This is a genomic window from Microbacterium ureisolvens (assembly GCF_015278315.1).
Classification (GTDB): Bacteria; Actinomycetota; Actinomycetes; order Actinomycetales; family Microbacteriaceae; genus Microbacterium; species Microbacterium ureisolvens.
Map to the genome: position 1 here is coordinate 291,493 of NZ_JADIJE010000005.1, position 22,819 is coordinate 314,311.

The window sequence follows — 22,819 nt, forward strand, 5'->3', positions numbered from 1 at the left end:
CCGGTATTGCCAGAACTAATGTGTGCTTCCGACACAAGTGTGTGATAGTGGCTGTGACGCCGCCGGTGAAGGGGCGCATGACGACGAGGTCAGAGAGTAGATGACAGTGACGATCGAGCGAGACGCGACGCGCACCCTCACGGTGCCACCCGAGGCCCGACGCACGCCGCGCCCCCGCGGCGGCCGCCGCCCGCTGATCAGCTACGGGCACTGGTGGTGGGCGCTTCCGGCCATCATCCTCGTCATCGCGGTGCACTATGTCGCCACCCTGACGGGAGGCTTCTTCGCCTTCACGAACTGGACCGGCCTCGGGGACTGGGAGTTCATCGGCCTCGACAATTTCGTGCGGATCTTCAACGACCCGCTCATGGTCGGCGCCGTGATCAACACGCTCTTCCTGGCGTTCGGCTCCGTCATCCTGACGAACATCCTCGGGCTCGGCTTCGCCCTGGCCATCAACCGCACGCTGAAGACCCGCTACATCCTGCGGACGCTGCTCTTCATGCCCGTCGTGCTGAGCCCGCTCGCCGTCGCGTACGTCTGGAAGTTCATCTTCCAGTTCAACGGCCCGCTCAACGGCTTCCTCGCCGCGATCGGCCTCGAAGAGATGCAGAAGGTCTGGCTCGCGGACCCCACCTGGTCGATCTGGGCGATCCTGCTCACGGTCGTCTGGCAGCAGACCGGCTTCGTCATGGTGATCTACCTGGCCGGCCTCGCCTCGGTGCCGGTCGAGCTCGAAGAGGCGGCCGCACTCGACGGTGCCGGCGTCTTCAAGCGGTTCTGGCACGTCACGGTCCCCGGCATCCGGCCCTCCATCGCGATCGCGACGACGCTCGGCATCATCCAGGGCCTGCGGATCTTCGACCAGATCCTCGCCCTCACGGCCGGCGGTCCGGCCGGCGCCACCGAGACCCTCGCGACCCAGGTCTACAAGCAGGCGTTCTCGCTCGGCCAGTTCGGCTTCGGCTCGGCGCTCGCGCTCGTGCTGACCCTCATCATCCTCGTCTTCGCGATCCTCCAGCAGTACGCGACGCGCGACCGCGACGCCGCTCGAAAGGCCTGACATGTTCCGCTACACCAAGCTCACCGCGGTGCGGGAAGTCCTCATCTGGATCATCACGATCATCGGGCTGCTGCCCTTCTACTTCCTGATCGCCACCGCATTCAAGACCGACCAGGAGGCGCTGACGACGAGCGCCATGGCGCCGCCGCAGTCGCTCGACTTCAACGCGTTCATCGAGGTCCTGACCACCGGCGGACGCAACAGCATCCCCATGGCGATCCTCAACAGCGCGATCATCACGGCGGGCGCCATCTTCGGACTGGTGCTGTTCGGCTCCGTCGCCGCCTACGTCATCACCCGTCGCACCCGCGCCTGGACGAACCTGACGTTCTACCTGGTGCTCATCGCGATCATCCTGCCGGCGCAGCTGGGCACCGTGCCGCTCTACATCGGAGCCCGGTCCGTCGGCCTCACCGGCAACGCGATCGGCATGATCCTGCTGTGGATCGGCATCCTGCTGCCGCTGTCGGTGTTCCTCTACGCCAGCTTCTTCCGCGGCCTCACGACCGAGTACGAGGAAGCGGCCGTCATCGACGGAGCCTCGCCGACGCAGGCGTTCTTCCGGGTGGTGCTCCCGCTCATGGCGCCGGCGACGGGCACGGTCGCGATCCTCGCGGGTCTCATCGTCTGGAACGACTTCTTCAATTCGCTGATCTTCCTGGGCGGCTCGACCACCCAGACGCTGCCTGTCGCGATGTACACGTACGTCGGCGGTCTCGTATCGGCGTGGAACAAGATCTTCGCCGTCGTGATCATCTCGATGATCCCGATTCTGCTCTTCTACATGTTCGCCCAGAAGAAGTTCATCCAGGGCTTCGCTGGCGGCCTGAAGGGCTGAGGGGTCGATCCGCCGTGGGCACCGACAACCGCGCGGCGTTCGAGACGTTCGTCGACCTCTTCTACACGCAGAAGCGTTCGCCTTCCTCGTCTCGGACGACTACATCCAGCACAACCCCACCATCGGCGACGGCCCCGCGCCGGCGATCGCGATGCTCACCCCGAAGTTCGACGGATCGCCTGATGCGAGGTTCGAGATCCAGCGCATCCTCGTGGACGACGACCTCGCCATGGTGCACGTGAAAGCCTCCCGACCCGGCGCTGCGGACGCCGCGGTCGCGGACATCTACCGATTCGAGGACGGCCGGATCGTCGAGCACTGGGACGTGCTGCAGCAGGTGCCCGTGCATGCCGCCCACGACCACCCGATGTTCTGACCCTCGACGCGCTCGGGGACCGAGAGAAGGCTCACCCATGTATCAGCTCGCACCCAACATCGAACTCCTCTTCACGGAGGCCGGCGACTACCACGACCGCGTGCGCGCGGCCGCCGCGGCGGGGTTCGACGCCGTCGAGATGTGGGGCCCCACCGGAGTGGACGCCCCGGCGACGCCCAAGGATCTGCCGGCGCTCAAGGCCGCGCTCGAAGAGACCGGCACGCAGCTCACGGCCCAGCTCGCGGAGCCCCGTACGCAGTTCATGATCCCGCCGTGGGACCACTCGGAGTTCTTCCGCAAGCTCGACGAGGGCGTCGCGATCGCCACCGACCTCGGCTGCCCCCGCATCGTCGTCGGCAGCGGCACGGGCTTCGGCGGCTGGAAGCGTCAGGTGCAGCTCGACAAGCTCATCGAGATCTACCAGAAGGCCATCGCGCAGATCGACGGCTCGGGCATCACGCTCGTGCTCGAGCCGGTCAACGTGCGCGTCGACCACCCCGGCTCGCTCCTGGACCGCACCGCCGAGGCGGTCTACGTCGCCCGCGGCGTCGCGTCGCCGCAATTCGGCGTGCTGTACGACATCTATCACTCGGCCGTCGAGGGCGAGGACATGGCCGTCGAACTCGCCAACGCGGGCGACCTCGTGAAGTACGTCCAGCTCGCCGACGCCCCCGGCCGCGGCGAACCGGGCACCGGCGACCTCGACTGGGCGGAGCGCTTCGGCATCCTCCGTACCAACGGCTACGACGGGCCGATCGGCCTCGAGTACTACCCGACGGTCGAGTCCGCGGCATCCGTCGCCCTCATCCGGGAGCTGGCGGTCACGGCATGAGCCGTTACCCCGCGTCGGTCGACGTCGCGATCGTCGGCAGCGGTCCCGCCGGTGCGACGTACGCGCGCATCCTGAGCGAGGAGGCGCCGGATGCCTCGATCGCGATGTTCGAGGTCGGCCCCACGGTCTCCGACCCGCCAGGTGCGCACGTGAAGAACATCGAAGACACCGATCTCCGGGCCGAAGCGCAGCGGAGGTCGGAAGGCCCTGGGGCCGGTGAGGCGACCGTCAACAACCCGGGCGCCGTCACCTCCGGGATGCGTCGCGCGCGACCGGGGACCTATCTGCTCTCCGACGGCTACCAGGCCGACGGCGAGGATGGTCTCCCTGTCGCCGCGTTCTCGAGCAACGTCGGCGGGATGGCGGCGCACTGGACGGGTGCATGCCCGCGGCCGGGCGGCAGCGAGCGCATCGCCTTCCTCCCCGACCTGGATGAACTGCTCGATGAGGGCGATCGCCTGCTGGGCGTGACGACGGATGCATTCGACGCGGCGCCCTTCACGGCGCTCGTGCGTGAGCGGCTCGCAGCCGCCGTGGACGACCATCGCGCCGAGGAGACCCGCGTACAGCGCATGCCCCTGGCTGTGCACCGGCGCGAGGACGGGCGACTCGTATGGTCGGGCTCGGACGTCGTGCTGGGCGATGTCACGCGCCGCAATCCCGCCTTCTCACTGCTCGACGAGTCGCTCGTGACGCGCGTGCTCGTCGAGGACGGACGCGCGGCGGGCGTCGAGGTCCGGGATCTCCGCACCGGTGAGGTGCACGAGGTGCGCGCCCGCGCCGTCGTGGTCGCCGCGGACGCGCTGCGCACCCCGCAGGTGCTGTGGGCGTCGGGCGTGCGCCCCGCCGCGCTCGGCCGCATGCTCAACGACCAGACGCAGGTGGTCTACGCCTCGCGACTGCGCGACGTCGAGCCGCCCGCAGAGGACGGGATCGCAGCATCCGGAGCCCTCTCCGAGCAGAGCGGCGTCAGCTGGGTGCCGTTCACGGACGAGATGCCGTTCCACGGGCAGATCATGCAGCTCGACGCCTCGCCGGTGCCGCTCGCGGACGACGACCCTGTGATCCCCGGATCGATCGTCGGGCTCGGCCTGTTCTGCGCCAAGGATCTGCAGTGGGACGACCGCGTCGAGTTCTCGGACACCGAGCAGGACTCGTATGGGATGCCGGCGATGCGCCTGCACTACACGCTCACCGACCGTGATCACGCCGTGCTCGATCGCGCGCGTGCGGAGATCGTCGAGCTCGCGAAGGCTGTCGGCGAGCCGATCGGCGACCGGCCGTTCAAGATGCCGCTCGGTGCGTCGCTGCACTACCAGGGCACGACCCGCATGGGCGAGACCGACGACGGCCAGAGCGTCTGCGGCCCCGACAGCGAGGTGTGGGGCGTGCCCGGACTGTTCGTCGCAGGCAACGGCGTCATCCCGACCGCGACGGCGTGCAACCCCACGCTGACGTCGGTCGCGCTCGGGGTGCGCGGAGCGCGCCACATCGCTCGCACTCTTGCTTATGTCTAAATCAGACATTAGAGTGTAGAAACAAGAACTAAGTGTCAAGGAGGACTCTGTGATACCCGATCGCATCATCGAGCAGGGAACGCTCACGACCGACGGCGCCCGTGTCTCGGTCGAGGTTCGCTTGCCGTGGTACCGCGCGCTGCCCGCCTCGTGCATCGGCCGCGCCACGCTCACCGTCGACGGCGTCGAGGTGCCGGCCGATTCCCTCCGCTGGGGGATGAACGGCCAGACCTTCACCTTCAACGAGCTCGTGCCGAACACACAGGACTGGTGGTTCCCGACCGACTCCGCCGTGCTCTCGGGCGACCTCGAGCTCGCCGGCGACGCCGAGCACAAGGTCGAGGTCGGCCTCACCCTCTACATCCCGTACATCGTCATCGGCGAGAACGAGGTGCTCCACATCGAGGAGCACGACGCCAAGACCATGACCGCACGAAAGGCGGTGGCGGCATGACCGGCCTCGGCTCGCCCATCCAGGGCGTCACGCTCTACAGCTTCACGCGCGCGTTCCACGGTCGCGAGTACGACCTCGAGGGCCTCATCCGCAAGGTCGCCGCCGACGGCTACGGCCCGGGTCTCGAGATCATCGGCTTCTCGAGCTTCCGCGGCTTCCCCGAGATCGACGACCGCTTCGCCGGCTGGTTCCGCGACCTCGTCGACGAGACCGGCCTCGTCACCACCTCGCTCGCCGTGAACGCCGACATCGGCATCCACCGCGACCGGCTCCTGACTCAGGACGAGCTGCTCGCGTACATGCGCCGGCAGATCGCGGCCGCCGCGAAGCTCGGGTTCCCGATCGCCCGTGTGCAGATCTCGATCGAGCCGGATTCGATGGAGGCCCTCGCGCCGATCGCCGAGGAGTACGGCGTGACGCTCGCCCTCGAGGTGCACGCCGACCAGTACGCCTTGCACCCGCGCATCCTGGCGCTTCGCGACCGCTACGAGAAGGTCGGCTCGCCGTTCCTCGGCTTCACGATGGACTGGGGCGCCACGGTGACCGGCTTCGCGCCGTCGCTGCTCGAGGCCTACCGCCGCCGCGGCGCGTCGGAGGAGCTCCTCGGCAAGGTCGTCCAGCTGTGGGACGAGTTCTACGAGCAGGGCCCGCCCGCCGACCAGGCCGACCACGGCCAGCGCTTCGGCCGCTTCATCGGCCTCGCCGCGCAGAACGGCCGCCCCGACCTCGGCATCGACTTCGCGATCAACGGCACCGGCCTGTTCGGCCCGGCGCGCGTGGACGACTGGCTCGAGATCATGCCGTGGATCAAGCACGTGCACGGCAAGTTCTTCGGCATCGACGAGACGGGCGAAGAGCCCTCGGTGCCGGTGCGCGACCTCGTGACTCTGCTCGTCGAGAACGGCTACAACGGCGCCATCTCGAGCGAGTACGAGGGCTGGCACTGGAACCACTGGCAGTCGCCTTTCGACATCATCGCCGGTGAGCAGGCCGTACAGCGCTCGGCTGCGCAGGCGGCCGGCTCGCGCATGGTCACGGATGCCGCGGACGCACGTCTGCAGCTGGCCCAGTGGCTTCCGACCAGGACGTCGGTTCCTGAGCTTGTCGAAGGAGCGAAGGCATGAGCGCCGACATCGCCGGCACCGGCATCCGCCTCGGCACGACGCTGTACTCGATGACGAGCGAGTTCGCCGCGGGCCTCTACACGCCCGAGACGCTCATCGCCGCCGTCGCCGAGAACGGCATCGGACCGGGCGTCGAGTTCAACATCGCGCAGCTGCTGCGCACCTACCCCGACGTCGACGACGCCTTCGTGAAGCTGTGGTTCGACTCGCTCGAGAAGTACGAGCTCGAGCCCAGCGCCGTCGGCACGAACCTCGACATGGGGCGCCGCAAGGACCGCGACATGACGCCCGACGAGGAGCACGACTTCCTCGCGCGGCAGCTGAAGACCGCGCACACGCTGGGCTTCAAAAGGGTCGTCATCCGCTCTGCGGGCAAGGAGCTGCTGCGCAGCCTCCTGCCGCTCGCGGAGAAGTACGACCAGCGTCTCGGCTACGAGATCCACGCGCCCGAGGGCCCGAACAGCCCCAAGGTCCTGCAGATCCGCGAGCTCTACGAAGAGCTCGGCAGCGATCGGCTGGGCTTCACCGCCGACTTCTCGTCGACGATGCACAGCCTCTCGCCGCGCCTGCTGGGCACCCTCCGCCAGATGGACATGCCGGAGGAGTACTTCCCGGTGATGGACGAGATCTGGCACAAGCCCTTGCCGATGCACGTGCGCAACCAGGAGTTCGAGGACTACCTCACGGCGCAGGGGTGGGACTTCCTCAAGGCCGGTCCGTTCACGCGCCTGGCGTTCAACATGCACGGGCTCGTGCCGCCGGAGGAGTGGCTCGACATCATGCCGCAGATCTTCCACGTCCACGCGAAGTTCTACGACATCAGCGCCGACGGCGAAGAGCCCGCGATGGACATCCCGCGCATCGTGCGGCAGTTCGTCGAGGGCGGCTATCAGGGCTACCTCTCGAGCGAATGGGAGGGCCACGCCTTCTCCGACCTCGGCGAGGCCGACCCCATCGACCTCGTGAAGAAGCAGCACGCGCTCATGCGTCGTGCGATCGAAGAGACCGTCGCGCAGCGCCAGCCGGCCTGAGCGGACACAGGAGCAGAAATGACCGACACTGTCGCCGAAGCCACTGTCGCCGAACTCGCCGCGGAGGTCGCGCGCCTGCGCGAGCAGGTCGAGGGCGCCCAGCGCCTCGCCCAGCGGGCCGAGGACCGCGGGCAGGTGGAGAACCTCTTCAACCGCTACATGTACCTGCACAACGCCTTCCAGGACGAGCAGATCATCCCCCTGTGGGTGAAGGAGGGGACGGAAGGCATTCGCGCGCGCTACACGAACGCGGGCCAGTACACCACGTGGGAGAGCGTCACGCGCTACCACCGCGACCGGCCCACCCCGGCCGGCAAGCTCATCCTCCACGCCACCACGACCCCGGTGATCGAGGTCGCCGGAGACGGGCAGACCGCCAAGGGCGTCTGGCTGATGGCCGGCACCGAGTCGGGACTCACCGACCCGAAGGTGGCCGAGGCGTTCCCCGACATGTACTCGCCGGAGGAGGTGCTCGGCAAGAAGGTCTGGGCGCACTGGGTGTGGTGCAAGTACGCGATCGACTTCCTCAAGCAGGACGGCGAGTGGCGGTTCTGGAAGTTCCGCTGCTATGAGCTCGCGCGCGCGCCGTTCGAGGAGAACTGGATCAGCTTCGGGCTGAAGAACCAGGGCGCCTTCGACCTCGACCTCATGTACTTCGGGGACGACGGCAAGCCGGTGTTCATGCCGCCGGCCGACGAGCCGGTCGCCTCGAAGAACCACCCGTACAGCCCGGAGACGGTGCAGAAGCTCGAGCCCGCGCCGCCGGTCGCGCACGATCACTTCACCGACACCTTCGCCTAGGAGACCCCATGGCCACCCACAACTCGCTCTTCTCCGAGAAGGACGTCCGCCGCACCGACGACGGCATCGCGGTCTCGGTGCAGCTGCCCTGGTACCGCAGCCTCTGGCTGTCGGCGGTCGACGATGTCGCAGCATCCGTCAACGGCGTCGCCGTGCCGAGGGAGGACCTGCGCTTCGTGCTGCAGGGACGCTCGTACACGATCGACGAGCTGCCCGAGCAGTCCGAGACGCTCTGGTTCGTCGCCGACCGGCCCGACGTCGAGATCGCCCTCGCGTCGCCGCCGGCCGCGGGGGAGAAGCTCACTGTCGAGGTCGTCCTCACGATGCGCCTGCTCTACATGCAGATCATGCCCGGCGTGGACGGCGGCCCCGGCAGGTACGTGACCAACCGCGTGCCGGTCGAGCGTGAGGTCGTGCTCGCATGACGCTCCGCGTGGCCATGATCGGCTACGGCTTCATGGGCGCCGCGCACTCGGTGGGGTGGCGGCAGGCGCCGCACGTGTTCTCGGTGCCCGACGACGTCGAGATGGCCGTGATCGTCGGCCGCAACGCGAAGGCGGTGGCGGATGCTGCGGCCCAGTGGGGCTGGGCGGAGTCGGCGACCGATTGGCGCGAGGTGATCGCGCGCGACGACATCGACATCGTTGACATCGTGACGCCGGGCGACTCGCACGCCGAGATCGCGATCGCGGCGCTCGAGGCCGGCAAGCACGTGCTGTGCGAGAAGCCGTTGGCCAACACCGTCGAGGAGGCCGGGGCGATGGCCGAGGCCGCGTCCCGCGCCGCCGCGCGTGGCGTGCGGTCGATGGTCGGCTTCACCTACCGCCGCGTGCCCGCCGTGACCTTCCTCCGGGACCTCATCGCGCAGGGCGCCGTCGGTAAGATCGCGCATGTGCGCGCGGCGTATCGCCAGGACTGGCTGGTCGATCCCGAGATGCCGCTTGCCTGGCGTCTGCAGAAGGAGCACGCTGGCTCCGGTGCGCTGGGCGACATCGGCGCGCACATCATCGACATGACGCAGTTCGTGACCGGACTCGACGTGGCCGCCGTCTCGGGCGTCGTCGACACCATCGTGAAGCAGCGCCCGCTGCAGGGTTCGGGCTCCGGCCTCTCGGGCACCGCGGCCGAGGGTTACGGCGAGGTCACCGTCGACGACGTCGCGATGTTCACCGGGCGCCTCGAGTCGGGGGCGCTGGTGTCGTTCGAGGCGTCGCGGTTCGCGACCGGGCGCAAGAACGACCTGTCGATCGAGGTGTCGGGAGACAAGGGCGCGCTGCGCTTCGACCTCGAGGATCTCAACACGCTCTGGTTCTACGACCGGACGGCGCCTGAGCCGACGCAGGGATTCACGCGGATCCTGGTGACGGAAGCGTCGCATCCGTATGTCGCGGCCTGGTGGCCGGCCGGACACATGCTGGGCTATGAGCACGGGTTCAGTCACCAGGTCGTGGACCTGGTCACGGCGATCGCCGAGGGCACCGACCCGCACCCGTCGTTCGACGAGGGGCTGTCGGTCCAGCGGGTGCTCGCCGCCGTCGAGGAGAGCTCGGCCCACGACTCCGTCTGGGTCTCCGTCAATGCCGACGTCACCGTGAAGGGATAGCAATGCCTCGTCCGATCACCCTGTTCACCGGTCAGTGGGCCGATCTGCCGTTCGAGGAGGTGGCGCGCCTGGCGGGGGAGTGGGGCTACGACGGTCTCGAGATCGGGTGCTGGGGCGACCACATCGATGTGTCGCGGTGGGGCGACGCGGACTACGTGCAGTCGCGCCTCGACATCCTCGAGCGCAACGGCCTGAAGGTGTGGACGATCTCGAACCACCTCGCCGGTCAGGCGGTGTGCGACGATCCGATCGACGAGCGCCACCGCGACATCGTGAACGACCGGGTGTGGGGCGACGGCGATGCAGAGGGGGTGCGTCAGCGGGCCGCCGAAGAGCTGAAGGACACCGCGCGCTTCGCGGCGAAGCTCGGCGTGAAGACGGTGACCGGGTTCACGGGCTCGTCGATCTGGAAGGCTGTGGCGATGTTCCCGCCGGCGTCCGACGAGTGGATCGCCGCCGGCTACCGGGACTTCGCCGACCGGTTCCACCCGATCCTCGATGTGTTCGAAGAGGTCGGGGTGCGGTTCGCGCTCGAGGTGCATCCGTCCGAGATCGCCTACGACTACTGGACGGCGAAGGCGACCCTCGAGGCGATCGGGCATCGGAAGAGCTTCGGCATCAACTTCGACCCGTCGCACTTCATGTGGCAGCAGCTGGACCCGGTCGCGTTCGTGCTCGATTTCGCGGACCACATCTTCCACGTGCACGTGAAGGAGTCGATCACCAACCTCGACGGACGCAACGGCGTGCTCGGCTCGCATCTGCCGTGGGCCAACCCGCGTCGCGGCTGGACGTTCGTGTCGACCGCGCACGGCCAGGTGCCGTGGGAGCCGCTGTTCCGGGCTCTCAACGCGATCGGCTACGACGGCCCGACGTCGGTGGAGTGGGAGGACGCCGGCATGGACCGTCTGCAGGGCGCACCCGAGGCGATCGCGTTCGTGCGGAAGCTCAACGCCATCACGCCGCCCGCTGCCGCCTTCGACGCCGCCTTCTCCACCAAGACCGACTAGGCCTCGACCGAAGCGCCCCGAATCCGCCGGGGCGCCCTTCGGCGTGCCTTCGCACGCCCTGCACGAAGGAGTGTTCCGCATGACCGATGTCCTGAACGCGCTCATCCTGTCGGGTCACATGACCCGCGAGCACGACAACGAGTTCCGCAGCTTCCGCCAGCACAACCAGTGGCTCACGACCCTGCTCGAAGACACCGGGCGCTTCCGGGTCCGCATCGTCGAGGATCCGCGCGGACTCGGCGCCGACATCATCGACAAGTACGACGTCGTCATCGTCGTCTTCGAAGGTCGCGACGGCTACCACGAGAAGGCGGTCGGCTTCGGAGCGGAGACGGATGCTGCGCTCCTGAAGTTCGTCCATGACGACGGCAAAGGCATCGTGTGGTTCCACGGGTCCGCCGCGCAGGAGGACGACTGGGGCTACCCCGACGAGTACAACGTCATGCGCGGCTCCCGCCTCACCGTCGCCGGGGGACTGCGGCCCCGGCCGTGGGGCGAGGCGCAGCTCGACACGGTCGAGCCGCGGCACGCGATCACCGAGGGCATCAGCGCCCGGTGGACGGTCACCGGCGACGACATCCTCACCGGCGTCGAGATCGCCGAGGGCGCCCAGGTGCTCCTCACGACGTACGACGACCTCGAGTCGTACGAGAAGGCCCCGATGTGGCCGATGTCGCACTACCCGGTGGAGATCCCGCCGGAGGGCATCGCTGCGCTTCCGGGCATGAACACGGATCAGCCGATCGCCTGGATCAACGAGTACGGCGCCGGCCGGTCGTTCACCATCACGATCGGCCACGATATCGACACGTTCCGCCGCATCGAGTTCATCCGCATGTTCCCGCGGGGCGTCGAGTGGGCGGCGATCGGCGAGATCACGCTCGATGGCCCGGATCGTCGTGGTGAGCGGCGCTTCCTGCCGTGGCCGTACTACAACCACGAGGGCTGAGTCGCGGGACGCGGAGGGGCCGGACGCGTCGCGTCCGGCCCCTCCGCGTCGTCGAGCGACCCGCGGTCAGCGGGCCGTGCCCACGGCCGACAGTGCGCGCTGCGCAAGCGCGAGGTGCGCGCGGGTCGTCTCCGCCGGATCGGCGTCCAGCCACTCGTGGCCGCCCCACTCGCTGGTGAGCGTGCCGGTGAAGCCGGTGCGACGCAGGGCCGCCCCGATGTCGGCGATCGGCGCGGAGACGCGGCCGTCGGCGTCGTCGAGATCCCAGAACTTGAGGTGCACGCCGGCGGTGAGCGGGAGCAGCGGCTCGAGGTCGGCGACGTCCGACCGACCGAACCGTACGAGCAGATTCATGAAGAGCGTGTGGACGGCGGGCGGCACGCGTCCCTCCCGGAGCGTGGCGATCACGGCCTGGTGGGTCTCGGGCGCGCGCCATTCGGTCTCGAGGCGGTGCACCAGCTCGTCGTCGACGCCGCCCCGGCGGAGCTCGTCGAGGTACGACGGCGGCAGCGAGGGCATGAGCAGGCTGATGTCGACGAGCACGCGGATGCGGGGATCATCGAGTCCCTGCAGCAGCTGGAGGTTCGCCGCGACCGCAGGCACGTCGAGCGTCTGCTGCCCCTGGATCTCCTCGTAGAGGACCACGTCCAGCTCGTGGAGCACGGGCTGCGCGAGGCGCAGCAGCTCCGGACCCGTCTGACCGAACGGCACGCGCACGCCGCGGGCGCCCAGCCGGGCCGCCGCGCGCAGCTGCGGCACGAGGAACGCGAGCCGCTCCTGCTCGGTGCGCCGATACGTCGGCGAGATCCAGTCGTCGAGGCTCGCTCCGACGATCGTCACGGCGCCGCCCGCCACGGCCAGACCTTCGCGGAACGCATCCACCTCGGTGTCGGACGGCTCGGGGAACGAGCGCCACACCTGACCCGCCTCGATCTCGATGGTCGATGCGACGCCGTCCGCGACGACGCCGATCGCGATGTCGTCGGCCGTCCGTTCGGCGCGGATCACCTCGGGCGTCCAGTTGAACGCACTGGCTGACAAGGTCCAGTCACCGGGAGCGTGATTCTGGGGCGCGCTCGCCGGCTCGCGAACGGTCGTTCGCCCGGCCGTCGATTGCGGGCGAACGGATGCCGCGTCCCCGAGCACGAGCGGCCGTTCGGCGCGGAACGGCAGGGCGAGCGGACCGGATGGCCCGGCCTGGAGGTACGGCACCACGAGCACGAACGACACCGAGATGTCGTGGGCGCCGGGAGGCAGCATCCGTTCGCCGTGCAGTTCGAGCCGGTCCTGGATGAACCACCAGCCCTGCTCGGCCTGGAGGGCGTCGGGTTCGACCTCGCGCTCACCGAGGCGGACCGTGACGGAGACGGGGGCCCCGTCGACCTGCACCGCGATGTCGGTCACGGCGGCGAGGGGCATCGACCGGATCCACGGCAGGCTCACGCGCAGGGCGAAGCCCGAATCCGTCGCGACGAGCGCATCGTCCAGCAGCAGCGGCAACGCCATCGTGTTCACTCCCTTGTGTCGGCGCCGGCAGAGCCGGCTTCAGACAGGAAACTACACGCTTTTGTTGATTTCTGTAAGAAGTTGTCGGCGAATGACGAGAGTCCTACGCCACCGCTTCGAGGGCGCCGCGGATCGCCACGACCGTGGGCCGCCCGTCGCCGAACCAGCGGGGGAAGGTGACCTCGAAGAGCTGCTCGCGCACCATCTCCACACCGCCGCGCAGCGGCTCGCGCCGGTCGTTGACGGACTGCGCGATCGTCAGATCTCGCGTGGCGAGGGGGAGCGACAGCTCGTAGACGCGCTGACGCACCTCGGCCAGCAGCAGCTCTCCGGCGCCGGCCATGGCGCCGCCCATCACGATCACTGACGGGTTGAACATGTTGACGAGCGCGGCGATCGACTCGCCGACGACGCGGGCCGAGCGCTGCACAAGCCGGATCGCGAGCGCGTCGCCGTTCTCGGCTGCGATCGAGATGAGCTCGGGCGTGAGCTCCTCGCCGTCGGCGACGGCGGTGGCGAGCACACCCGTGGCGCCGGCCTCGATCTCGGCGAGGGCGTCGCGGATCATCGCCCACCCGCCGGCGACGGCTTCCAGGCATCCGATCTTGCCGCAGCGGCAGAGGGCATCAGAATCGCGCACCCGCACGTGGCCGATGTCGCCCGCGGCGCCGTTGACGCCACGGTGGATGCGCCCGTGCGAGAGGAGTCCCGCGCCGATGCCGGAGCCCATCTTGCAGTAGATCAGGTCGAGGCGGTCGTCGTCGCGGCGGGCGCGCTCCCCGAAGGTGAGCAGGTTCACGTCGTTGTCGACCCACACGGGTGCGTCGTAGCGCTGCTCGAAGCGGCGCCGCACATCGAAGCCGTTCCAGCCGGGCATGATCGGCGGTGCGACCGGGCGACCGCTGTCGAAGTCGACCGGGCCGGGCACGCCCACACCGATGCCCCAGACTGGCACGTCCGGGGTGCGCGCGAGCACCTCGTCGATCATGCTCAGGGCCTTGTCGAGCGTCTCCGCGGGTCCGCGGGCGATGTCCCACGGCGAATGCTCCTGATCGATGACGTCGCCGTCGAGGAGTGCGACGCCGACATGGATGTGGAGCGCGCCGAGGGCGCAGACGACGATGCGTCCGGCGTCGCCGCGGAAGCGGAGGGTGCGCGGTGCGCGGCCCCCAGAAGAGGGGCCGAACTCGCCGTCGGCGAGGTAGCCCATCTCGATCGCGTGGTCGACGCGCTGCGTCACGACGCCGCGGCCGAGACCGGTCACCCGGCCGATCTCGGGGCGGGTCGAGGCCTCGCCGGTGCGAACCATGTTGACGATGCGAAGAAGGCTCGTCATCTCGTCGGTCTGTGCGCCGAACCGCAGGGTGGACTCTCTGGCCATGGTCGATTCTTACATAACGCCGCGCACTAGACACGGAAATCGTGACATCTATAGTCAAACGACTTCACACTTAGGTACGCTTCCAGCCGAAGTAAGGAGGCGTCCATGGCTCGTGGTGTGGGCATCATCGGTGCGGGTCCCGGAGTGGCGGCACTGCATCTTCCGACCCTCGCGCGCCTGAGCGACGCCTTCCGCGTCGTGCACGTCGCCGACGGGGGCAGCGGCCGGGCGGCCGCACTCGCGGCGCGCGGGGGTGCCCGATCGTCGACGGGCGCCGAGGCCATCATGGCGGATCCCGAGGCGGAGGTCGTCGCGATCTGCAGCCCGCCCGCCCAGCATGCGGCGCAGATCATCGCGGCCGTCGCCGCGGGCAAGCGCGCGGTGTTCTGCGAGAAGCCGATCGGCACGACCGTCGCCGAGGCGGAAGAGGCCGTCGAGGCGTGCCGCCGCGCCGGCGTGCCACTCATCGTCGGCACGAACCACTACTTCGACCCGGCGTGGGGCCGGGCCAAGCATCACCTCACGGCGTCGGGCGGGCCGGTCATCTCGATCTCCATCACGCTCGCGCTGGCGCCCAACACGCGGTATCACCAGCTCGTCACCGAGCTGCCCGTCGCGGCGGACGGGCGGGGCGGGCCCGACCTCACGCGCCCAGAGGTGGCGGCGGGCGTCGTGCGTCAGCTTCTCACCGGACTCGCGATCCACGATCTGCCGCTCGTGCGCGATCTCGTCCCGCGCTTCGAGCGCGTCGTCTTCGCGCGGGCGCTGCCCCCGCTCGGGTACGCGGTCGGCTTCGTGGCCGGCGGGGTCCCGGTCCAGCTCACGACGGTGATGCTCCCGGAGGGCGCCGACACGCTCTGGCGCATCGCCGTCGCGACGGCTTCCGATCGGCTCGACGTCAGCTTCCCGCCCCCGTTCGTGCACGCCGGCGGAGCGCGGGTGCGCGTGCGCGCGGCGGACGGCCGCGACACGGTCTACGCACACGATCCCGCCGACGGATACGTCGCGGAGTGGCGCGCCCTCGCGGAGCTGCTCGACGCCGGCCTGCCGGTGGAGTACGACGAACTGCTCGACGACGCCCGCTACGCCCTGGGGCTGGCGGACGCCGCGGCGGAGCTGATCGGAGCCGCAGCATGACGACGCCCGTTCGAACCGACCTCGACGCCTACCGCGTCGCGGTGGCCGAGCTGCCCGTGAGCGCGATCGCGAGCCCTGACGTGCAGGGCGCCATCGCCGTCGTGCCCGGGGGCGACGCGTGGTGGGTGGTCGCCTCTGACGCTATCGCCGCCGGCGCGGCGGCCGTCGTCGTCGCGCAGCCTGCCGTCGGCCCGATCGAGGCGCTCGATGCCCTCGCCTCGCTCGCCGGAGCCATCCCCGTGGTCGTGGAGCGCCCGCTGCTCCGCGCCGACATGGTCGCCGCAGCGGGCGCGTCGATCGAGGAGCTCCCGGCTCCCGGCGCGCTCGTCGTCGAGTGCCATGCGCCCGCGCGCACGCTCGGTCCGGCGTTGCGCGACGCGATCGGGTGGGCGCGGGTCATCGCCGGCACGCCGCTCGCACCTCGGACGTCGGAGTCGTGGGGAGGCCGCGTGCTCGCCCTCCTCGAATCCGAGCATGGCTCCGCCGTGTCAATCGCCGCCGCCGCGCAGCCGGGCGCACCGCGCACCGGCCGCGTGCGGATCACCTCGATCGCCCCGACACCCGTCGAGGTCGACGCGGATCTCGACACCGTCGTGGCCGTCACGGATGCCACGGGTCGACGCATCCTTCCCGCGTGCTTCGAGAGCTCCGAGCGCGTCGCGCTGCGCCGCGCGATCTCCGCGGTGCGCACGGCCGAGCGGCCCTCCGATCTCGCGGACCTGCGCCATGACACGGGTCTTGCCGCGGCGCTGCTTTCTGCGCGTCCCGCATAAACGTCGGTGATCCGAGGGATAGCCGATATGGGATTCCTCGATATGCCCGAGTTCGGCGAAAGTGGTTGACGGGATCACCCCGATGACTCACCGAAAGGGATCGAAGATGATCAAGCTTCTGTCACATCTGTCGTATGTGGCCATCACGTCGCCGGATGTCGAGGCATCCGTCGACTTCTACGTCAACCAGGTCGGCCTCACCGTCGTCGACCGCGTCGACGGCGCCGTCTACCTCCGCTGCTGGGGCGACTACTACGCCTACTCGGTCGTGGTCGTGCCGGGCGACGAGCCGGGTCTCGTGACCGCCGCGTGGCGCACGTCGAGCCCCGAGGCGCTCGAAGAGGCGGCGAAGCGCGTCGAGGCCGCCGGCATCCAGGGCGAGTGGATCGACGTCCACAGGATCGGCCGTGCCTACCAGTTCACCGGCCCGTGGGGCCACTCGCTGACCCTGCACTGGGACGTCACGCGCCACCACGACACCGAGGGCGACGCCGCGTCGATCTACCCCGACCGCCCCTCGCGTCGCAGCAAGGTCGCGGGCGCCCCGCGCCAGCTCGACCACGTCACGATCGCGACCAGCGACGTCGACGCGTTCGTCCAGTGGTACGTCGACGTGCTCGGCTTCCGCTTCATGGCTCGCACGCAGCTCGACGAGGCGCCGATCTCGGTGTTCTCGGTGCTCACGACCAACGAGAAGTCGCACGACCTCGGCGTCGTCCTCGACGGCTCGACCCGCGCCGGCCGCGTGAACCACTACGCCTTCTGGGTCGACACCCGCGAGGAGCTGCTCATCGCGGCTGACGTCCTCGGCGAGAACGGCTACCCGATCGAGTACGGCCCGTCGATCCACGGCATCGGCGAGCAGAACTTCCTCTACTACCGCGAGCCCTCGAGCCTGCGCATCGAGCTAAACACCGGCGGCTACCGCAACTACGTGCCCGACTGGGAGGCCAACACGTGGAAGCCGTCGCAGGGGTCGAACAACTTCTACCGCAACAGCGCCATGCCGATGTCGATGACGGAGTCCTTCCCGCCCGCCGACGGCCCGTCGGCGACGGAGGAGGGCGTTCCGGATGAGATCAAGGACGCCCTGCTGAACCCGTACGCCAAGCACGGCCAGGGCTGACAGGCTCGAGGGTGGGGATGCCGCAGGCGTCCCCACCCTCGCACCACGTTCCGAACCACGGATCTGGAGAGAACATGACGACGTCGTCACACGGACTGACCGCCCCCTTCGCCCTCGCGCGCTACCGTGACGGCGATTCCGTGCGTCTCGGGCTCGTCGCCGGCGACCGCATCCGCGCGGTCTCCGACGACGAGCTCGGCGCCGCCGGACTCAACGCCTTCCTGGCGCACCCCGATTGGGACCGCCTCCGCGCGCTCGCCTCACACGACGGGGGGTGGATGCCGCTGGCCGACGTCGTGCTCACCGCCCCAGTGGAGCCGCGACAGGTGGTGCAGGCAGGCGCGAACTATCGCGAGCACGTCATCGAGCTGGTCGTGGCGGGCCTCACGCAGGACCCGTCCCGCTCGCCCGAGGAGGCCCGCGAGTTCGCGGCCAAGATGATGGACGACCGCCGTGCGAACGGCGAGCCGTACTTCTTCCTCGGACTGCCGACCGCCGTCGTCGGCGACGACGTGCCGCTCGTGCTGCCCGGCTACAGCGAGGTGCACGACTGGGAGCTCGAGCTCGCGGTCGTGATCGGCACCGAGGCGTTCCGCGTCACCCGCGAGGACGCGCTGCACCACGTCGCCGGCTACACGATCGTCAACGACGTCACGACGCGCGACCTCGTCTTCCGCAAGGACATGAAGGAGATCGGCACCGACTGGTTCCGCTCCAAGAACGCCCCCGGCTTCCTGCCGACCGGTCCTTTCCTGGTGCCGGCGCCTTTCGTGGCGGGGGAGGACCTCACGGTGCGACTCGAGCTCAACGGCGACACGATGCAGAACGGATCGACGAGCGACCTGCTCTTCGACATCCCGGCGCTCATCTCCGCCGCGTCGCAGACGACGACCCTGCTGCCCGGTGACCTGCTCCTCACGGGGAGCCCTCCCGGCAACGGCCAGCATTGGAAGCGGTTCCTGCGGGACGGCGACGTCATGACGGGGTCCATCTCGGGCCTCGGCACGCAGGTGGTCCGCTGCCTCGCGGAAGGACCGGCGGTATGAGCGCGCCGAGCGAGAACCCCGCCGACCTCGATCGGCAGAACCCCGCCGCCGAGATCGCGGCGCGCGCCGAGGCCTTCCGCAACTGGGGCCGGTGGGGCGAGGACGACGTGCTCGGCACGCTCAACTTCATCGACGCCGCCAAGCGCGTCGAGGCCGCCGCCCTGGTGCAGGACGGCGAGGTGATCTCGCTCGCGCAGGCGTTCGACACGAACGGCCCGCAGAAGGGGTGGCGCCGGCGCACCAACCCGGTGCACACGATGACCGACACCGGCACCGACGCCGAGCGCGGCAGCCAGGGCTTCCCCCACGGCATCGGCGGCGCCGACGACGTGATCGCGATGCCGCTGCAGTGCTCCACCCAGTGGGACGGACTCGGCCACATCTTCGACCACGGCAACGCCTGGAACGGGCGGCGCGCGGGCGACGTCGTCACGAGCGACGGCGACCTCGTCACGGGCATCGAGCACGCGGCATCCGTCATCGTCTCGCGAGGTGTGCTTCTCGACGTCGGCCGTCATCTCGCGCCCGAGACCGGCGAGCTCGCCGACGGCTACGCCATCACCGTTGCCGACCTCGAGGCGACTATCGCCGCGCAGGGCGCCTCGAGCCGGGTCGGCCGCGGCGACATCGTGCTGGTGCGCACGGGGCAGTACGCCCGCACCCGCCGCGACGGCTGGGGCGACTACGCCGGCGGACCGGCGCCAGGTCTGTCGCTCACCACCGCGGGCTGGCTGCATCGCACCGAGATCGCCGCGATCGCCACCGACACGTGGGGCTTCGAGGTGCGGCCCAACGAGTTCGACGCGGCGGCGTTCCAGCCGCTGCACCAGGTCGTGATCCCGAACCTGGGACTCACGATCGGCGAGATGTGGAATCTCGACGCCCTCGCCGACGCGTGTGCGGCGCGCGGGCGCTGGGACTTCCTGCTGTCGGCGGCGCCTCTGCCGATCACGGGGGCGGTCGGCTCGCCGATCAACCCCGTCGCGATTCTGTGATCCCCCCCCGAAGACAAAGAACAGAGAGGTTCTGACATGACCGCAGTCAACAAGGTCGCGATCGCCGGGAGCGGCGTGAGCGGACTCGCCGCCGCCATCCAGCTCGCCAAGGCCGGCGTCGAGGTCGACGTCTTCGAGGCGAAGCCCGAGCTCAGCGCGCTCGGGTCCGGCATCTCGCTGCAGGGGAACGCCCTGCGTGTGTTCGACGTGCTCGGCGCGTGGGACGACATCCGCGCCGCCGGTTACCCCTTCGAGGGGCTCAACCTGCGCGCTCCCGGGCCGGGGGCGCCGATCGTCGCCGAGCTTCCGGACGTCAAGACCGGCGGACCCGACTACCCGGCGGCGATGGGGATGCCACGGCCCGCACTGGCCCGCATCCTCCTCGACCACGCGCAGAAGGCGGGTGCGAACGTCCGCTTCGGAACCAAGGTCACCGGTCTCGAGCAGAGTGGCGACGGGGTCGAGGTCTTCGTCGACGGCGCCTCCGTCGGCACGTACGACCTGCTGATCGGCGCCGACGGCCTGAACTCCGCCGTCCGCGGGCTCATCGGCATCGAGACCAAGCCCGAGCCGACCGGCATGGGCATCTGGCGCTCGTTCGTCTCGCGGCCCGCCGAGGTCGTCCGCAGCGAGCTGTACTACGGCGGTCCGGTCTACATCGCCGGCTACACCCCGACGGGCGACGACACGATGTACGCCTTCCTCGTCGAGAAGGCGCAGGACCGCTTCGACATCTCCGACGAGGACGCGACCCGCATCATGCTCGAGGAGTCGCGTGCCTACGACGGCCCGTGGAACTCGATCCGCGCCGACCTCGAGGGCGGGGCGCACGCGAACTACACGTGGTTCACGAAGCACATCGTCGAGGGAACGTGGAACCGCGGTCGCGTCGTGCTCATCGGCGATGCCGCGCACTCGTGCCCTCCGACGATCGCGCAGGGTGCGGCGCAGGGCCTCGAGGACGCGCTGGTGCTCACCGAGCTGCTCGCCGGACGCGACGCCGTCGACGCGGCGCTGTGGGACGAGTTCCACGCGCGCCGGGTGCCGCGCGCGAAGGCCGTGGTCGAGGCATCCGTCCAGCTCGGCCAGTGGCAGCTCGACGGCGTCCGGGACGCCGACGTCGCCGGGCTGATGTTCGGCGTCGCCCACCAGATGGCGGTGCCCGCATGAGCACCGACGTCCACGCGCATCTGCTGCTGCCCGCGCTGCACGCCGAGGTCGAGCGCCGCGCGCCGGAGGAAGTCGCCGCGGCGGCCGATCTCGAGCGCCGGCGCAACGGCGTCGAGAGCCTGCAGGCGTCGGGCGCCATGATCGGCGCCCGGATCCCGAAGCTCACCGACGTCAACGCGCGACTGGCCGCGATGGACGAGCAGGGCGTCGACCGGCAGTGGGTCAGCGTCTCGCCGAACCACTTCTATCCGTGGGCGAACGAGGGCCTCTCGGGCTGGATCGCGGGCGAGACGAACCGGCTCATCGCCGAGCACGTCGCCGAGGCGCCCGACCGCCTCGTCGGCCTCGGCGTCGTGCCGCTGCAGCACCCGGCGCACCTCGTCGAGTACCTCGACGACGCCGTGCTCGGCCGGGGCCTCGCGGGCGTCGAGATCTCGTCGTTCGCCGGCGACGTGGAGCTGTCGGACGAGCGGCTCGAGCCGTTCTGGGCGCGCGCCGCCGAGCTCGGCTGCGTGATCTTCCTGCACCCGTTCGGCTGCAGTCTCGACGAGCGCCTCGACCGGTTCTACCTCTCGAACACCGTCGGGCAGCCGACCGAGAACGCCGTCGCCCTGTCGCACCTCATCTTCGCGGGCGTGCTCGACCGGCACCCCGGGCTCAAGATCGTCGTCGCCCACGGCGGCGGCTACCTGCCGTTCGCGATCGGCCGCTCCGACCGCGCATGGCGGGTGCGGCCGGAGGCGCGACGCTGCGCGCACGAGCCGTCGAGCTATCTGAAGAAGCTGTGGTTCGACACGGTCGTGCACGACCCCATCGCCGTGCGCCATCTCGTCGAGGTCGCCGGGGGTTCCCGGGTCGTGCTGGGCAGCGACTTCCCGTTCGACATGGGACTCGACGATCCGGTCTCGTTCGTGCGTTCGGCCGACCTCCCGGCCGAGATCACCGACCGCATCCTCGCCGGGAACGCTGAGGAACTGCTGCGCACCAAGGTGTCCGCATGAGGATCGCGCGCTGGACCGCCGGCGCGTCGGTCGGCTCCGCGGTCCCCGAGCCTGTCGAGGGGTTCGTCGTCGACGATCGCGTCGTCCCGTTCCGCGACGGCCAGACCGTCGCCGACATCCTCGCCGGGGGGTTGGATGCTGCGCACGCCGCGTTCGGCCGGGTGAAGGGTGAGCCCGGCACGGCGCTCGCCGACGTGCGCCTGCTGGCGCCGGTGGTGCCGGCATCCGTCCGTGATTTCGTCGCATTCGAGGAGCACGTCGAGGGCGTGAGCGCGTCGGTCGACGGCAAGAGCGAGGTCGTGCCCCAGTGGTACCAGGCGCCGACGTTCTACTTCACGAACCCGCACACGATCCTCGGCCCGGACGAGCCTGTGGCCCCGCCGGTCACCGAACGCCTCGACTTCGAGCTGGAGGTCGCGGTCGTCGTCGCCAACGCGCCCGGGGTCGGCGAGGCGAACCTGACGGCGGCGGAAGCCTCCTCCCGCATCTTCGGCTACACGGTCATGAACGACTGGTCGGCGCGAGACATCCAGTCGCGGGAGATGAAGGTGCGCCTCGGGCCGGCCAAGGGCAAGGACTTCGGCACCAGTCTCGGTCCGTGGATCGTCACGGCCGACGAGCTGGAGCAGTACGTCGACGCCGACGGCTTCCTCGCGATCCGCGCCGAGGTGCGCATCAACGGCGAGCTCGTCGGCGAGGACCTCGTGTCGAACATGGGCTGGCCGTTCCCCGAGCTCGTCGCGTACGCCTCCCGCAACTCCCGGGTCGTCCCGGGGGACGTGCTCGGCAGCGGGACCGTCGGCAACGGCGGATGCCTCGGCGAGCTGTGGGGGAGAGGCTCGACGATCCCTGCCCTGCGCGAGGGCGACGAAGTGCGCATGACCGTCGAGGGCATCGGCGAGCTCGTCGGGACCGTCGGTGCGGCGGTCCCCGCGCCCGGACTGCCCGCGGCGCGCCCGCGCACCCGAGCAAGGCAGCGTTCCTGATTCTTTAGTTGTTTTTCGACTAAAGCATGGCTAGAATCGACAGTGACGTCGGGGCCTCCGCTGGCCCGTTCCCTGTGGCGAGGCCGCCCAGGGGCACACC

23 protein-coding genes are annotated in these 22,819 nt (G+C 69.7%); 21 read left to right on the top strand and 2 right to left on the bottom strand.

What is annotated here, in order from left to right:
- Positions 1-100: 100 nt before the first annotated feature.
- The 13 genes from IM767_RS10565 (at position 101) to IM767_RS10625 (ending at position 11,598) form a co-directional block, all read left to right on the top strand.
- Positions 101-1,063: a carbohydrate ABC transporter permease gene (locus IM767_RS10565; protein ID WP_109210315.1), complete on the top strand. Its 963-nt coding sequence runs from the start codon at positions 101-103 to the stop codon at positions 1,061-1,063.
- 1 nt (position 1,064) lies between these two features.
- Positions 1,065-1,901 carry a carbohydrate ABC transporter permease gene (locus IM767_RS10570; RefSeq protein WP_109210316.1) on the top strand — a complete coding sequence of 279 codons (837 nt, stop codon included), beginning with the start codon at positions 1,065-1,067 and terminating at the stop codon, positions 1,899-1,901.
- A gap of 7 nt (positions 1,902-1,908) precedes the next feature.
- Positions 1,909-2,277 (top strand): nuclear transport factor 2 family protein, encoded by a 369-nt coding sequence (locus tag IM767_RS10575; RefSeq protein WP_109210317.1) that lies wholly within the window; start codon positions 1,909-1,911, stop codon positions 2,275-2,277.
- A gap of 37 nt (positions 2,278-2,314) precedes the next feature.
- Entirely contained in the window at positions 2,315-3,109 is a 795-nt protein-coding gene (locus IM767_RS10580; RefSeq protein ID WP_109210318.1) for a TIM barrel protein, read from the top strand.
- Positions 3,106-4,626: a GMC oxidoreductase gene (locus tag IM767_RS10585; RefSeq protein WP_109210319.1), complete on the top strand. Its 1,521-nt coding sequence runs from the start codon at positions 3,106-3,108 to the stop codon at positions 4,624-4,626. Before IM767_RS10580 ends, IM767_RS10585 begins: the two co-directional genes overlap by 4 nt.
- 49 nt (positions 4,627-4,675) lie before the next feature.
- On the top strand, positions 4,676-5,080 hold the full coding sequence (locus tag IM767_RS10590) for a C-glycoside deglycosidase beta subunit domain-containing protein (RefSeq protein ID WP_109210320.1): 405 nt from the start codon (positions 4,676-4,678) through the stop codon (positions 5,078-5,080).
- A complete protein-coding gene (locus IM767_RS10595) occupies positions 5,077-6,204 on the top strand; it encodes a sugar phosphate isomerase/epimerase family protein (RefSeq protein WP_109210321.1) in 1,128 nt (375 codons plus the stop codon). The genes IM767_RS10590 and IM767_RS10595 overlap by 4 nt, the downstream gene beginning before the upstream one ends.
- The gene (locus tag IM767_RS10600; RefSeq protein ID WP_109210322.1) at positions 6,201-7,235 is read left to right on the top strand and encodes a sugar phosphate isomerase/epimerase family protein; all 1,035 of its coding nucleotides are present in this window, start codon (positions 6,201-6,203) and stop codon (positions 7,233-7,235) included. Before IM767_RS10595 ends, IM767_RS10600 begins: the two co-directional genes overlap by 4 nt.
- 18 nt (positions 7,236-7,253) lie before the next feature.
- Positions 7,254-8,036, top strand: a complete 783-nt coding sequence (locus tag IM767_RS10605) for a nuclear transport factor 2 family protein (RefSeq protein ID WP_109210323.1) — start codon at positions 7,254-7,256, stop codon at positions 8,034-8,036.
- A gap of 8 nt (positions 8,037-8,044) precedes the next feature.
- Positions 8,045-8,461, top strand: coding sequence for a C-glycoside deglycosidase beta subunit domain-containing protein (locus IM767_RS10610; RefSeq protein WP_109210324.1), 417 nt, complete (start codon positions 8,045-8,047; stop codon positions 8,459-8,461).
- Positions 8,458-9,639: a Gfo/Idh/MocA family protein gene (locus IM767_RS10615; protein WP_109210325.1), complete on the top strand. Its 1,182-nt coding sequence runs from the start codon at positions 8,458-8,460 to the stop codon at positions 9,637-9,639. The genes IM767_RS10610 and IM767_RS10615 overlap by 4 nt, the downstream gene beginning before the upstream one ends.
- Positions 9,640-9,641: 2 nt before the next feature.
- Positions 9,642-10,649 carry a sugar phosphate isomerase/epimerase family protein gene (locus tag IM767_RS10620; RefSeq protein WP_109210326.1) on the top strand — a complete coding sequence of 336 codons (1,008 nt, stop codon included), beginning with the start codon at positions 9,642-9,644 and terminating at the stop codon, positions 10,647-10,649.
- Between the two features lie 79 nt (positions 10,650-10,728).
- Positions 10,729-11,598 (top strand): ThuA domain-containing protein, encoded by an 870-nt coding sequence (locus IM767_RS10625; protein ID WP_109210327.1) that lies wholly within the window; start codon positions 10,729-10,731, stop codon positions 11,596-11,598.
- 66 nt (positions 11,599-11,664) lie between these two features.
- On the opposite strand, the gene IM767_RS10630 is transcribed toward IM767_RS10625, so the two are convergent.
- Together IM767_RS10630 and IM767_RS10635 are read right to left on the bottom strand one after the other, a co-directional pair.
- Positions 11,665-13,104, bottom strand: a complete 1,440-nt coding sequence (locus IM767_RS10630) for a sugar phosphate isomerase/epimerase (RefSeq protein WP_239453280.1) — start codon at positions 13,102-13,104, stop codon at positions 11,665-11,667.
- A gap of 103 nt (positions 13,105-13,207) precedes the next feature.
- The gene (locus IM767_RS10635; RefSeq protein ID WP_109210328.1) at positions 13,208-14,485 is read right to left on the bottom strand and encodes an ROK family protein; all 1,278 of its coding nucleotides are present in this window, start codon (positions 14,483-14,485) and stop codon (positions 13,208-13,210) included.
- A gap of 105 nt (positions 14,486-14,590) precedes the next feature.
- Between IM767_RS10635 and IM767_RS10640 the strand changes: the two genes are divergently transcribed.
- From IM767_RS10640 to IM767_RS10675, 8 genes are all read left to right on the top strand, one after another.
- Complete coding sequence (locus tag IM767_RS10640; RefSeq protein WP_109210329.1) at positions 14,591-15,622, top strand: Gfo/Idh/MocA family oxidoreductase; 1,032 nt, start codon at positions 14,591-14,593, stop codon at positions 15,620-15,622.
- Positions 15,619-16,395, top strand: coding sequence for a hypothetical protein (locus IM767_RS10645; RefSeq protein WP_109210330.1), 777 nt, complete (start codon positions 15,619-15,621; stop codon positions 16,393-16,395). Before IM767_RS10640 ends, IM767_RS10645 begins: the two co-directional genes overlap by 4 nt.
- Positions 16,396-16,501: 106 nt before the next feature.
- A complete protein-coding gene (locus IM767_RS10650; protein ID WP_109210331.1) occupies positions 16,502-17,521 on the top strand; it encodes a VOC family protein in 1,020 nt (339 codons plus the stop codon).
- A 74-nt stretch (positions 17,522-17,595) separates the two neighbouring features.
- Positions 17,596-18,567 (top strand): fumarylacetoacetate hydrolase family protein, encoded by a 972-nt coding sequence (locus IM767_RS10655; protein WP_109210332.1) that lies wholly within the window; start codon positions 17,596-17,598, stop codon positions 18,565-18,567.
- A complete protein-coding gene (locus IM767_RS10660) occupies positions 18,564-19,562 on the top strand; it encodes a cyclase family protein (RefSeq protein WP_109210333.1) in 999 nt (332 codons plus the stop codon). Before IM767_RS10655 ends, IM767_RS10660 begins: the two co-directional genes overlap by 4 nt.
- 36 nt (positions 19,563-19,598) lie before the next feature.
- Positions 19,599-20,732: an FAD-dependent monooxygenase gene (locus IM767_RS10665; RefSeq protein ID WP_109210334.1), complete on the top strand. Its 1,134-nt coding sequence runs from the start codon at positions 19,599-19,601 to the stop codon at positions 20,730-20,732.
- Positions 20,729-21,733, top strand: a complete 1,005-nt coding sequence (locus tag IM767_RS10670) for an amidohydrolase family protein (protein WP_109210335.1) — start codon at positions 20,729-20,731, stop codon at positions 21,731-21,733. Before IM767_RS10665 ends, IM767_RS10670 begins: the two co-directional genes overlap by 4 nt.
- Positions 21,730-22,719 (top strand): fumarylacetoacetate hydrolase family protein, encoded by a 990-nt coding sequence (locus IM767_RS10675; protein ID WP_109210336.1) that lies wholly within the window; start codon positions 21,730-21,732, stop codon positions 22,717-22,719. The genes IM767_RS10670 and IM767_RS10675 overlap by 4 nt, the downstream gene beginning before the upstream one ends.
- Positions 22,720-22,819: the final 100 nt, after the last annotated feature.

Coding starts and splice junctions, on each gene's coding strand:
- IM767_RS10565 (WP_109210315.1), top strand. CDS start 101: ATGACAGTGACGATCGAGCGAGACGCGACGCGCACCCTCACGGTGCCA.
- IM767_RS10570 (WP_109210316.1), top strand. CDS start 1,065: ATGTTCCGCTACACCAAGCTCACCGCGGTGCGGGAAGTCCTCATCTGG.
- IM767_RS10580 (WP_109210318.1), top strand. CDS start 2,315: ATGTATCAGCTCGCACCCAACATCGAACTCCTCTTCACGGAGGCCGGC.
- IM767_RS10585 (WP_109210319.1), top strand. CDS start 3,106: ATGAGCCGTTACCCCGCGTCGGTCGACGTCGCGATCGTCGGCAGCGGT.
- IM767_RS10595 (WP_109210321.1), top strand. CDS start 5,077: ATGACCGGCCTCGGCTCGCCCATCCAGGGCGTCACGCTCTACAGCTTC.
- IM767_RS10600 (WP_109210322.1), top strand. CDS start 6,201: ATGAGCGCCGACATCGCCGGCACCGGCATCCGCCTCGGCACGACGCTG.
- IM767_RS10605 (WP_109210323.1), top strand. CDS start 7,254: ATGACCGACACTGTCGCCGAAGCCACTGTCGCCGAACTCGCCGCGGAG.
- IM767_RS10610 (WP_109210324.1), top strand. CDS start 8,045: ATGGCCACCCACAACTCGCTCTTCTCCGAGAAGGACGTCCGCCGCACC.
- IM767_RS10615 (WP_109210325.1), top strand. CDS start 8,458: ATGACGCTCCGCGTGGCCATGATCGGCTACGGCTTCATGGGCGCCGCG.
- IM767_RS10620 (WP_109210326.1), top strand. CDS start 9,642: ATGCCTCGTCCGATCACCCTGTTCACCGGTCAGTGGGCCGATCTGCCG.
- IM767_RS10625 (WP_109210327.1), top strand. CDS start 10,729: ATGACCGATGTCCTGAACGCGCTCATCCTGTCGGGTCACATGACCCGC.
- IM767_RS10630 (WP_239453280.1), bottom strand. CDS start 13,104: ATGGCGTTGCCGCTGCTGCTGGACGATGCGCTCGTCGCGACGGATTCG.
- IM767_RS10635 (WP_109210328.1), bottom strand. CDS start 14,485: ATGGCCAGAGAGTCCACCCTGCGGTTCGGCGCACAGACCGACGAGATG.
- IM767_RS10640 (WP_109210329.1), top strand. CDS start 14,591: ATGGCTCGTGGTGTGGGCATCATCGGTGCGGGTCCCGGAGTGGCGGCA.
- IM767_RS10645 (WP_109210330.1), top strand. CDS start 15,619: ATGACGACGCCCGTTCGAACCGACCTCGACGCCTACCGCGTCGCGGTG.
- IM767_RS10650 (WP_109210331.1), top strand. CDS start 16,502: ATGATCAAGCTTCTGTCACATCTGTCGTATGTGGCCATCACGTCGCCG.
- IM767_RS10655 (WP_109210332.1), top strand. CDS start 17,596: ATGACGACGTCGTCACACGGACTGACCGCCCCCTTCGCCCTCGCGCGC.
- IM767_RS10660 (WP_109210333.1), top strand. CDS start 18,564: ATGAGCGCGCCGAGCGAGAACCCCGCCGACCTCGATCGGCAGAACCCC.
- IM767_RS10665 (WP_109210334.1), top strand. CDS start 19,599: ATGACCGCAGTCAACAAGGTCGCGATCGCCGGGAGCGGCGTGAGCGGA.
- IM767_RS10670 (WP_109210335.1), top strand. CDS start 20,729: ATGAGCACCGACGTCCACGCGCATCTGCTGCTGCCCGCGCTGCACGCC.
- IM767_RS10675 (WP_109210336.1), top strand. CDS start 21,730: ATGAGGATCGCGCGCTGGACCGCCGGCGCGTCGGTCGGCTCCGCGGTC.